An 11910-nucleotide genomic window follows, 5' to 3' on the forward strand; every position below is an offset into this window, starting at 1 on the left:
TCGCAAATGAATAAAGCACAAATGATCGACCATACACTATTGAAAGCCGACGCAACGAAAGACCAAGTCGCGGCGCTCATACAAGAAGCAAAAGATTATCAATTTAAATCGGTGTGCATTAACCCGGGCTGGGTTTCATATGCCGCTGAACAGCTAAAAGGCACAGATGTGTTGGTCTGCACGGTGATTGGTTTCCCTCTCGGAGCGACTACCCCTGCAGTCAAAGCATTCGAAACTAAAGATGCAGTGGCGAACGGGGCAGGAGAAATCGACATGGTCATCAACATCGGGGCCCTGAAAGACCGGGATGACGAATGGGTCGAGTCGGATATTCGTGCGGTGGTTGAAGCAGCCAACGGTACATTGGTCAAAGTCATCATCGAAACGTGCTTGTTGACCGATGAAGAAATCGTCCGTGCATGCGAGCTATCTGTCAAAGCAGGCGCTGATTTCGTCAAGACGTCAACTGGATTCTCGACAGGCGGAGCGACGATACATGACGTGGCTCTTATGCGGAAGACGGTAGGCCCGAACGTTGGAGTCAAAGCGTCCGGCGGCGTGCGTAGCGGAGAAGATTTCGATGCGCTAGTCGAAGCGGGGGCTACGCGCATTGGCGCAAGCTCAGGTATTAGTATCGTAAAAGGCGAAGTTTCAGACTCGAATTATTAATAGATCCGTTACAGGACTGTTCTGCATATACGCAGGGCAGTCCTGTTTTCATGGAACGAAACGACCTATACCGTCTCCAGCAATTGATATTGTACTTCTCGCTTCAACCTGAAAAGACTGGTCGTGTGTGTCCGGTCTCTTTTGGTTTTCTGAAAAGTTTCATATATATGTCTGTGTTGGTAAAATAAAATGAGAGAAAAAGATCAGTTTAAACTACTCCCTCTTCTACACGTAGTGAAAGTAGAAGTAGTTCAAGTGGAATAATTAATGACCTAGAAACGGGTGCAATCAAAGAATCGAATACACCTATGAAACCACCAGTGGTAATGGGCGAGGCACTGAAGAGTTTACGGAGCCTCCATCAACAGGAATATTTTCGTCTTCAGGTGGTTCAAAAGGTGGGGCAAAGGTAGGTGAAGATGAAGTTATAAAAGTACATATTAAATGGGATGACTTTGAAGAGTCATTTGAACTGCATAATAATAGTAAGTAACTTCGTTGAATTAACGGGTCATTAATACAGGATAAAAACTGTTGCTTCGCACTCCAGACGGCACTCTAAGGAGCTGGCTTGAGCATCCTCGGTCGCAAAAGCCGCGCCCTGCGGGGTAGACTGTTTTCCGCTCCAAGCAGCGGAAGACAGTTATTATAAAGCGCATATTCAAGAATCGGGTCAGTTTGAAGAACAATCTAAAAAACTTCCTCAACTTTATTATAGCTTAATCGAATAGAAGTTGTCGTTTGTTCCAAAACGCGTCCTTTCTGTGCACATAGTTGGGTTTTTAAAGTTATATATGCAAAATAACACTTGAAATAAGCACAAATCATCGGTCGAATTGACAGGTTAAGGAAATAGAGGATTATATATACTAATATTATCCTTGCAGATTTATCTGTAGTGCGGCCTAAAAGATAGTACCTGAACGCATCGAGCGAGCCAAAAAGGAAAAGCGATCTTCTTCGGGAGGTAGCTTTTTACGTTTTCAACTATTATTGTAATTGCTAAGTAGCAATTACTTATTTCAATACAACGTGCTCTTGCAGCAAAAAAAAACGATTCCCCTACAAATGTTAGGAATCGGTTTTGAAAAATTAAAGATGTTAAACAATCGCGCGATTACGGAAAAGTAATTTTGTACAAAGGGATATATTATTCAAAGTTTTCTACTGCGTGTATAATAGGTATACACAATGATTAAAAGGAGGTATCTGTATGCAAATCATTATATCTAACAGTTCAAAAGATCCTATCTATGAGCAGATATCCAAACAAATTCAAACCAAAATATTGTCAGGTGAGCTAACAGAAGGAACTGCTTTGCCTTCGATAAGACAATTGGCCAAAGATTTAAGAATTAGTGTTATCACTACTAAACGGGCATATGAAGAATTGGGGAATTTGGGATTCATTTATTTAATTGTTGGAAAAGGTTCATTTGTTGCAGAGCAAAATTTAGATGTTATTCGGGAGAAAAAGCTGAAAGCGATTGAAGAACAATTAAGTGCAGTTATCTGCAATAGTAAGGAAATTGGGTTACCTTATGAAGAATTACAAGATTTATTAAAGTTGTTGTATGAGGAGTGATAGGGATGGAAAATGTAATAGAATTTCACGGTGTTTCCAAAAAAGTTCAGGCATTCTCCATAGATAATATGGATATACAGATAAAACAAGGGTACATAACAGGCTTTATTGGTACAAACGGATCTGGTAAGTCAACTATGATTAAGTTAATGATGAATCTTTTACAGCCAGATAAGGGGAGGGTAAGCATATTAGGACTAGATTATGCCAGTCATGAAAAAGAAATAAAAGACCGTATAGGCTTTGTGTACGACAGCAATATATTTTATGAATCCCTGAACTTAAAGGATATTAGCAAAATCGTTGCTCCAGCATATAAACAATGGGATAATAAGCAATTTAATGAGTATGTTAATCAATTTGAGCTACCTTTAAATAAATCTATTAAAAACTTTTCTAAAGGAATGCAAATGAAGGCTTCTATTGCGATTGCCCTGTCTCATAATGCAGAATTAATTATTATGGATGAGCCAACAGCGGGATTAGATCCAACATTCCGTAGAGAATTATTAGAAATTTTTCAAGAATTCATGGTAAATGAGGGCCGGAGTATATTCTTTTCAACGCATACTACAAGCGATTTGGAGCGCTTTGCCGATTATATTGTATTAGTTGATAAGGGGGAAATTCTTTTTAATCAACGTTCGGATGAGTTACAGGAACAGTATGTTTTGGTAAAAGGAAGTATCGATTTGCTTGATCGGGATACGGAAGAACATTTCATTCACATAGAATGTTCTCGGGGTGTGTTTCAAGCTTTAACAAAAGATGCAGCAAAAGTAAAAACTGTCTTTGAGGATCATATTGTAATAGAAAAAGCCTCTTTAGACGAGATTATGTTTTATATGAAAGCTGCACACAGGCACAAGTTAAATAATTTAAGTTTATAAAAAGATATTTGATTCTGTAAAATATACAGATATCCACATTTACTTTTTCTCGTCTATTCTTTGATTCTTTAATAATCTAATTACCAGTTTAAAGACTTTTAGATAAATATACGATACGAACGAAAAAATATTACACTTTAAAGATCTTAATTTAATATTAAGGTCTTTTTTGTTGAAAACTGAGAAAAGCAGATTAGCTATTGTGTATAATGTATTTACAGTATATATTGTATATATTGGGTAGGTGCTTAAAAAGGAAGTGGTTCTAGTTACAGAATAATTCAGGTTAAAGCTTATCAATTTTTCAAGACATAATTATAAAACGACACATTTTTTTGGGATTTATTTTAGGAGTGTGAAAAATGGAGAATATAGTAGAATTTAATGCTGTAAGCAAACATTTTAAAGGTTTTTCCTTGGAGAATATCAATTTGCAAGTAAAAAAAGGCCAAATAACAGGGTTTGTCGGGGCTAATGGGGCAGGAAAATCGACCACGATGAAGTTAATGATGAATCTTTTACAAGCAGATGCGGGCGAAATAAAGGTATTTGGAAAGGATTATGCCAACCATGAGAAAGAAATCAAGGAACGCATAGGATTTGTCTATGATAGTAATGTCTTTTATGAAGGTTTAAATTTAAAAGATATGCGAAAAATCATTGCCCCTGCCTATAAAAACTGGAGCGACAAGAAGTTTTATGATTATATCAAGAAATTTGAACTACCGTTAAACAAAGCAGTTAAAACCTTTTCCAAAGGGATGCAGATGAAAACCTCTTTGGCAATGGCTTTATCACATGAGGCTGAATTTATTATGATGGATGAGCCAACAGCTGGTTTAGATCCCGTTTTTCGAAGAGAACTGTTGGATATTTTAAAAGAGATAATGACAGATGGCAGGCGGACTATCTTCTTCTCCACCCATATAACCAGTGATTTAGAGCGGATTGCAGACAATATTACCTTCATTCAAAACGGAAAAATTCTTTTCAACGATTCGATAAAAGATGTGCAGGAGCGTTATGCGTTAATCAAAGGAAAGGTCAATTTACTTAATCACGAAACAGTAAAAAGCTTTATAAGCATTGACCGTTCTTCGACTGAATTTCAGGCACTAACAAATAATGCAGAGGAGGTAAGGAGAACATTAGGAGATCAAGTGTCTATGGAACAAGTCAGCTTGGAGGATATTATGTTTTACGCGAAAGGAGCTAGTCGGAAATATGTTTAACTTGATAAAAAAAGATTTTGTTATACAAAAGACACAAATACTATTATTTATTCCGTTTATTATGTTCTTTGCAATGTTTGCCGATCATATGAGCCCAGCTTTTGTTTTTCTGATGGCCGGCATGTATATACCGATGAATGGATATATTTATGATGAACGGTTAGAATCTAATATTCTTCTTAATTCTTTACCGTATACGCGAAAGAATATAGTTGCCGCAAAATACATCGGTGCCATTGCATATATGATTTTATCAATAGGATTAGCTGGCATCATTCTATATGTATTTAATTATGACTATATGATAAGAGATATAGCCATAGCTACAGGGCTATTCCTCATCTTTGCTGCTTTTGCCTTTCCGTTATTTAATATATTAAAGCCTGGATATATAGGTATAGCAATTTTAATTGGGGTGATATTTTTTGCAGTTATTCTGCCACCTATTTTCCGATTCCTAGCAGAACATCTTACAACTATTACAAGTTTTCTTACAAGCTTGTCGACAACAACGCTTTACATTAGTGGCGCCGCTATATCAATTTGTCTCTATCTGATTTCCTGGATGGTTAGTCAATTTATTTATCAGCGGAAGGTGTTCTAAATTAATTCATATCATATTTAATAAATATACTTGGAAGGAGTAATTACATGATATTGTTAGCAGAAAAACTTTTTTTATTATCCGTTGATCCAAAAACTAGTCGACCATATGGCCGTGCAGCGTCCGCATTGTCCTATAGTTTAAGCGGTGCTTAGTTGGCGGAACTGGCGCTTAACGGATATATTGAGTTACGTAATTCTAAAATTGAGGTTGTTGATTCGAGTACAGAAGACCCATTGCTTAAAGAAACATTAGACATCATAAAAGCAAAACCTTTGAAAATACCAAAACAGTGGATTTCTACTTTACGAACTTCCCACAAAAATATTCAATATAAGATAGCTACTAAATTGGACGATGATGGCGTCATAACAATGGAAACAAAACGAATATTGGGAGCTGTTCCTGCTTATTTTTACAAATTCAATCCAGATCCTTTTGTAAAAGAGGCACATAAAAGCTTTCATAAAGTAATTCAAAAAAACAAAAAACAGAGCCCTTTAGTCAAAGAAGAACGGACTATTGTGTTAATGTCATTAATTTATGCTAGTAGCTTGCTACGTATCGTTTTTCCTAATAGTAAAGAAGCAGGGGAGGCTGAGAAACAGATAAAGCAACTTAATAAAGATTTACCTATTTCTAGTGCTGTCAAAGCAACAATTGATTCCATCAATATGAGTATTTTTGCTTCATCTGCCTATTTTTCAAATTCTTATTAAATAGTCTGTGTGATTACAACCATAAGAATGTAACACTTCTGCCATGAAACCTATCACTGATTGTCGTTACTTTTACCAATGGGTATCGTCAAGGAAGTACTGATTTATAATGTTAAGTATTTAAAGATCATAAGCCTAATTCCTCGCTAAAAAGACAGAGGAATTAGGCTTATGATCTTTAACAAAATGGCCCGATTCCGGCATAATGCTTATTCAACAACTGCGCCCGAATGTTGAATCATCATCTACAAGCTATTCGATAAACATTAGCATTTGTAGAAACAAAGAAAAAATCATTTTTTCTATTTATCAAACGTACAATTCCAAACACAATAAGAATTAGAGCAATTGGTAAAGTGTAAAAGTCATTAATTGGTGTAAGAAAACCTATAAAAAAAGTTACAATACCTAACAGTATCATTCCGAAACCTAAACTAATCACCCCGCTTATACATTGTCTTTCATTTAGCCCTATTACTGAATCAGGTGCAGATCTCTTATACAATGATTGTACCTGATTGCTGATGAAAGTATCGGTCTAAATAGAACGTGAAGAAAAATTTCTGCTAATATTAATCTTTATTAATGACCCATATTATCGTTGTTACCGCTAATTGTTTCTACTACTTCTCCATCTTTATCTATCACAATACTGTCGGTTTCCTTATGAGCCTCGGTCAAAGGTTAATAATAAGTAAAAACACCAAATGTAATGATAGCTGCCGTTGTTAATACTATAGAAATTCTTTTTTTCGTGAAGTAATCATCTCCCTACAATTTTTTTGTATTCGGTTCTTCTTAAAATACTTAATCAAGTAAAATAGTAAAACGGCTATAACTGTGCAAGGGATTATACAAATAAGAATAAAAGTGCCAAAAAAGATATACACTGCCCCATCCCAACCAACAAATAATGCACCCATACAAATGATTCCTATACTTAGCAAAAGTAACCCAACAAAACTTGAAATAAAGTACTTGTCATATATAGTTCTTATAAAAAGCATTAAGGTAATTACTAATAAGAAGACCCCACCCAGGATAATATAAATATACATCCTAAACCCTTCCTTTCCACATCGCTTTTATTACCTTTAATTACGGTGTAGGCCGAATAGTACATACAGTGGAGTTATGAGAAGTCGGGAGTTAATCACTCCATCCTACTCGATTCCCCTGTTACAAACGCCTCCAATTCAGAAACCTTGTCACCTTTCAATAGATGGGTTACGCCAAACGTTTCTCCTTTTCCACCATGATTAAACGCAATGTTAAGGTCGTTCACCAACTGCCTCATGTATTCGAATGCTTGACGCATATCATCTTCGGTCGGTTTCCATTGGTCGGAAAGTGACGTATCTTCTTTCGCCTGCCCGTACGAGTCTAAATGCGCCGTGCGCACAAATTGAACATGCCCGATGTAACTCGAAAGCAGAAACAAATTTTCATATTCTATTCCGAATTCGGTGCCACTTAAAACTTCTGTGTTTGGGTATAATTCCATGACTTTTTGTGCCTTCAAGTAATATTCGAACCCTTCGTCATTGTTCGCTTCTTTTAATCGAGGGTCATCCAACGGTGCGGAAAGCATTGCATTTATTTCCTTAAGCCACATTCCGATTTCCTTGTCGTACACTTTTGTTACAGGTTCGGTCGATTTCTTTGAATCTTCGTCAATCTTTGTTTCTAGGTTACTTTTCACTGCAGAATCGCTAGTCTCAAGTTGTTCTTTATGAGAGCAACCTACTAATAAAAGTCCATATACAATAAGAGTAACTGTAAATTTTTTCATAATATCCCATCCCTTATAATAATAGACGCGCATTAATTTGAAAAGTTACACAATATCTTTGTTTGGCCCAATTGCGGTATTGGGGCATGTGCTTATAAAACAAACGCGACCGATTGACGAAGTCTCACATCAAACTATGAATTGCGTAAACCAAGAAATGTACTTAGCTCCTGGTATAAAGAATACTTGTGTCAATAAAGTTCCTAATAGTCTTGAAGTAACCATCATTAATGACATATTCTTAAGGGTTTGGTAATTCCCTCTTCCATTCACTACATCATCTGCAATGACAGAGACCTTTGGATCGACGAAAATAATTAACAGTATTGTGGCCACCCCGTTTATTAAACCCGATGCCATAATTGCTGTTGTTGCACGTTCTGGGGTAAGCAACGCTGCATATAAAGCAGATAACACACCGATAGTGTATATTGCTGTTATTATCATATTTATTAAGAATAACCTCACTGGAATATCTTTGATTTTGGTATCTTTTAGATATGAAAATCTCGGTAAACTGAAATGTGTTATGCCTCGTTTTATGTACTGTAAGGAAAAAAGTCTTTTAAATAAAGATGGGACGGATCCCCTCTCTTCGGATAAATGAATAATTGCTCTTGAAAATAGGGCTATAAAAGTAGGGAGTAAAAGCATCCCGAAAATCGTCCCGACTGTTGACGCACCTATTAGAAAGCGAAATTGTGACGCTACAAACTCTTGTGCATTAGTACTTGGAGCATTGTCAATCAAACTTCCTGTAAAAGGTTGTTGCATCATATTCGCCAATCTTGAAACCATTACCATTATATTAAAAAGAGATAAGAATGAATGATAAAAATAAATAAAGCAACGTATATTAGTTTTTCGGTAATAGTCTCCAATATTCCCCCTACTTTTCAATCATTTTTCAAGCGTTATTGTTCGCAACCAAAATTAATCTTCTCTGTAATTCGGGCCGATTCTGATACGGCGTTGTCTTACAATCGCGCCCGATTGGTGCAATACTGGCACCAATCTTTGTGTGCGCCCTGCATGGGCGAATACTCGGTGGTGAAAGTCCACTACAGGCTTGGCAGTAGGAACTGTTAGCGAAAGACAGGGTGGCTATCGTGAGGTAGTGGCTGAAGGAAGTCGGACGCAAACTCCTGAACCGACGAACAGAAACTAGATAAAAGGCTGAATTAGGTCGGATAAGGTTGCACAACAAACTGAAGTCCCATACTGCCCGAAACCTATACAGTAAATCTAGCGGTTACATGGGAGGAAAGTATTCGCTCTTACCAGGGGAGGTCTTACGAGGGCACAGTGCGAGTTACAAAGATAACGAACCAGTGCAATTCTCATGGTGACATGAGGATGAATCGTAAGAAGTCAGCAGAGGTCATAGTAGCGTTCACTGACAGAACGTGAAGGACTGAACAATGATAATTTTGAGGAAACAGGGAGGTGTGGAAATTGCGACCACCGCAGAAAACAGGAAAACCTGACTGCCGTCAGAGAGATAATGTGGAACATGAAGGGTATGACGGAGTGCATAGTAATTTTCATGGTGAACTGAACAATCAAAATGGTGTACATCTGTTGGAGAAAATTCTATCAAAGAATAATCTCAATCAAGCTTATCTTCAAGTGGTCAGAAACAAGGGAGCTGCCGGCGTAGATGGTATGACCTACGACCAGCTACTTCCACATTTGAAGGAGCACAGAGAAGAATTACTAATGAAGTTACTCAACGGAACGTACCACCCACAACCCGTGTTGCGGGTTGAAATTCCAAAACCTGATGGTGGGGTAAGAAAGTTAGGAATTCCAACTGTTATCGACCGAATGATTCAACAAGCAATCAATCAAGTCTTACAACCGATTTTTGATCCTACGTTCTCCGATAACAGCTTTGGGTTTCGTCCAAAGCGTAGTGCACATCTAGCAATCATACGAGCGAAGTCGTACTACGAACAAGGATACAAATACGTTGTAGACATGGATATGAAAGCTTATTTTGACACAGTGAACCACGATAAACTTATGTACTATATTGAGGAAAAGATACAAGATAAACGTGTTCTACGTCTTATTCGCCAATACCTCAAGAGCGGCATTTTGGTAAACGGTTTATTCGAGACATCCGAAGAAGGAACACCACAGGGAGGAAATTTATCGCCATTATTGAGTAATATTTATTTGAATGAATTCGATAAACTCCTCACAGCTCGTGGTCACAAATTCGTCCGTTACGCAGATGACTGTAATATCTATGTCAAAAGCAGAAGGGCAGGATACCGTGTGATGGAAAGTTCTATCAACTTCCTTGAAGGAGAGCTAAAATTAACCGTGAATCGTGAGAAAAGTGCAGTAGGGAGTCCACTGAAGCGAAAGTTTCTCGGATTCTGCCTACTGGCAACTAGGAATTGTGTCAAAATTCAACCTCATCAAAAGGCAAAGTCTACTGTAAAGCAAAAGTTGAAGAAACTAACAAAGCGTAACAGGGGGAAAAGCCTAGAAGTCCTCTTTAAGCAAATCAAACAGCTGATGACGGGATGGATTAATTACTACGGTATCAGTGAAATGAAAAGCTTTATGAATGAGGTAAACGGTTGGTTGAAACGACGAATTAGACAATACATCTGGAAACAGTGGAAAACCCCTCGAACCAAACGTAAAAATCTTATTCAACTGGGTATCGAAAAGCAAAAGGCCTATGAATGGTCAAATACCCGAAAGGGTTACTGGAAAATCTCCGCCAGCTACATTCTTCATAGGTCTTTAACAGACGAAAAACTGGCACAACTCGGCTATATGAATATAGCCGCGAAATACCAGTTAGTACACTCAAATTATTGAACCGCCGTATACGGATCCGTACGTACGGTGGTGTGAGAGGGTCGAACGAATCAAATTTCTGATTCGTTCACTCTACTCGATTAGGGAAAAGCACCCGTTTCTAAACTTTATCCACGTCGCTCGTGGTAAATAATAAAGCGACTAGCGTTAGAAATGAAGCTATTATAATTACCGTAAGAATAAGCATAATCAAACTCCTCCTTTTTCGTTAAACTGGCCCGATTACTGAATACCGGTCTATTACGAATTAGTCGAGTTTGTATAACAAGTATAACATTCCCATTTCTGAAAAGAACATTTATTATCCGTAAGGTTTGAAGTAGTAAAGGTATTGTCACTCACTGGTATTATCTATTTTACTTCACTGCCTCTTATGTATGGCCTCATAATCAATCTGTCAGAATGTTGGCTAAGATTGATTTTAAAAGAAGTGGGGAGGAAGAGGGATGTCAGATTTTAAATTAGCAAAGCACCAAGATACATTTGAGACCCAAAAACGTCACTACGACAGAAAAGTTGATATTGAAAATAAGATGGGGGAGATCCCAAGACAATATGAGGGGGATATTCGTAGGTTCAAAGAATATTGCACCAATACTAGACAACTAATTGGAACAGAGGCGCTGCTCGATTATTTATATATATCGTTGACCATACAAAGAATAAAAAACGACGTGGGAACGTAGACTGGCAGCTATTAGAAAATACTTAAGTGTGATTCATAGTATAGAATTTAAAGGAGAGGCTAGCGTGGCATACGAGCTTTCAGCGATGCGAAAAATGTATCGTGAAGATCAATATGCCCATTTGATGCAGGTTCGAGGGAAATCAGCCATTGATAAGAGAGAATTGATGGGTACTCTTATTAAGCTACCGATAAGAGCAAGAGCAATTTGTTTAGTTAATCTTGTAACCGCTAACCGACCTAATGAAATAGTTCGTTTGAAAATATCAGATTTTGATTTGAAAAACAAATCTGTTCATGTTTATTTGAAGAAACAAAAACGATGGCATACTAAACGGCTCACACCAGAAGTTATTATCGCAATTGAAGATTATATACGTGAATACAATCTTAAAACAGACGATTACATTGTAGGAAGAGTATATAAGAATGAACGCTATGAGAGTACAGTTATTAGTGAAATAGGTTATTGTAAAGCTCTGAAGCGTTGGACTGGGGGACTTACCGGATACAATTTCAGAAAAAGCCAGGTGGTAGCGATGCACGCAGCAGGTGCAGATTTACCAACTATCGCGCAACAAACAGGACATAAATCACTTGAAACTTTAGTTCAGCATTATCTAACGGTATCCGATACAACTTTGGACAAATATTTATAGGTATATAAGAGATATAAACTTGGTTATTATAAAACCGTTGAATTCCGAAACTTTAAAGCAGTCGTTGTAAGTATATAAAAAAACCTCTTTTGCGTTTTTAAGTGAAATACATTGGTGGGAAACACTGGGGTATACAATTGCTTATGCTATAATTATTTATGTGAAGTAGTGAGCCACCCGCATGCTTCGTTAAACGCTCTGCAAAAAACAAAGGCGTTTCACGACCTACAAACT

General features: G+C 37.3%; 10 protein-coding genes and 1 pseudogene. 9 read left to right on the forward strand and 2 right to left on the reverse strand.

Annotated elements, in window-relative coordinates:
- Positions 1–6: 6 nt before the first annotated feature.
- From deoC to CSV70_RS13520, 6 genes are all read left to right on the forward strand, one after another.
- A complete protein-coding gene (gene deoC, locus CSV70_RS13495) occupies positions 7–669 on the forward strand; it encodes a deoxyribose-phosphate aldolase (protein WP_099628548.1) in 663 nt (220 codons plus the stop codon).
- Between the two features lie 1213 nt (positions 670–1882).
- Positions 1883–2254, forward strand: a complete 372-nt coding sequence (locus CSV70_RS13500) for a GntR family transcriptional regulator (protein ID WP_099628549.1) — start codon at positions 1883–1885, stop codon at positions 2252–2254.
- A gap of 5 nt (positions 2255–2259) precedes the next feature.
- Positions 2260–3144, forward strand: coding sequence for an ABC transporter ATP-binding protein (locus tag CSV70_RS13505; RefSeq protein ID WP_099628550.1), 885 nt, complete (start codon positions 2260–2262; stop codon positions 3142–3144).
- A 362-nt stretch (positions 3145–3506) separates the two neighbouring features.
- Positions 3507–4376 carry an ABC transporter ATP-binding protein gene (locus tag CSV70_RS13510; protein WP_099628551.1) on the forward strand — a complete coding sequence of 290 codons (870 nt, stop codon included), beginning with the start codon at positions 3507–3509 and terminating at the stop codon, positions 4374–4376.
- A complete protein-coding gene (locus tag CSV70_RS13515; protein ID WP_099628552.1) occupies positions 4369–4980 on the forward strand; it encodes an ABC-2 transporter permease in 612 nt (203 codons plus the stop codon). Before CSV70_RS13510 ends, CSV70_RS13515 begins: the two co-directional genes overlap by 8 nt.
- A 155-nt stretch (positions 4981–5135) precedes the next feature.
- The gene (locus CSV70_RS13520) at positions 5136–5699 is read left to right on the forward strand and encodes a GOLPH3/VPS74 family protein (protein WP_099628553.1); all 564 of its coding nucleotides are present in this window, start codon (positions 5136–5138) and stop codon (positions 5697–5699) included.
- Positions 5700–6852: 1153 nt separating this feature from the next.
- Here CSV70_RS13520 and CSV70_RS13530 read toward each other — a convergent pair.
- Positions 6853–7491, reverse strand: a complete 639-nt coding sequence (locus CSV70_RS13530) for a hypothetical protein (RefSeq protein WP_099628555.1) — start codon at positions 7489–7491, stop codon at positions 6853–6855.
- A 129-nt stretch (positions 7492–7620) separates the two neighbouring features.
- A pseudogene (locus tag CSV70_RS13535) lies at positions 7621–8372 on the reverse strand (lipid II flippase Amj family protein).
- Positions 8373–8946: 574 nt separating this feature from the next.
- On the opposite strand from CSV70_RS13535, the gene ltrA reads away from it, so the two are divergent.
- The 3 genes from ltrA (at position 8947) to CSV70_RS13545 (ending at position 11676) form a co-directional block, all read left to right on the forward strand.
- Positions 8947–10332, forward strand: coding sequence for a group II intron reverse transcriptase/maturase (gene ltrA, locus CSV70_RS13540; protein WP_099628556.1), 1386 nt, complete (start codon positions 8947–8949; stop codon positions 10330–10332).
- A gap of 446 nt (positions 10333–10778) precedes the next feature.
- Entirely contained in the window at positions 10779–11018 is a 240-nt protein-coding gene (locus tag CSV70_RS16720; protein ID WP_233191817.1) for a hypothetical protein, read from the forward strand.
- Between the two features lie 64 nt (positions 11019–11082).
- Positions 11083–11676: a tyrosine-type recombinase/integrase gene (locus CSV70_RS13545; RefSeq protein ID WP_233191818.1), complete on the forward strand. Its 594-nt coding sequence runs from the start codon at positions 11083–11085 to the stop codon at positions 11674–11676.
- The last annotated feature ends 234 nt before the right edge of the window (positions 11677–11910 follow it).

The sequence above is a fragment of the Sporosarcina sp. P25 genome (assembly GCF_002743235.1).
GTDB classification, from domain to species: domain Bacteria; phylum Bacillota; class Bacilli; order Bacillales_A; family Planococcaceae; genus Sporosarcina; species Sporosarcina ureae_B.

Bases quoted from the DNA above. Each gene is read 5' to 3' on its own strand.
- deoC (WP_099628548.1), top strand. From the start codon at position 7: ATGAATAAAGCACAAATGATCGACCATACACTATTGAAAGCCGACGCA.
- CSV70_RS13500 (WP_099628549.1), top strand. From the start codon at position 1,883: ATGCAAATCATTATATCTAACAGTTCAAAAGATCCTATCTATGAGCAG.
- CSV70_RS13505 (WP_099628550.1), top strand. From the start codon at position 2,260: ATGGAAAATGTAATAGAATTTCACGGTGTTTCCAAAAAAGTTCAGGCA.
- CSV70_RS13510 (WP_099628551.1), top strand. From the start codon at position 3,507: ATGGAGAATATAGTAGAATTTAATGCTGTAAGCAAACATTTTAAAGGT.
- CSV70_RS13515 (WP_099628552.1), top strand. From the start codon at position 4,369: ATGTTTAACTTGATAAAAAAAGATTTTGTTATACAAAAGACACAAATA.
- CSV70_RS13530 (WP_099628555.1), bottom strand. From the start codon at position 7,491: ATGAAAAAATTTACAGTTACTCTTATTGTATATGGACTTTTATTAGTA.
- CSV70_RS16720 (WP_233191817.1), top strand. From the start codon at position 10,779: ATGTCAGATTTTAAATTAGCAAAGCACCAAGATACATTTGAGACCCAA.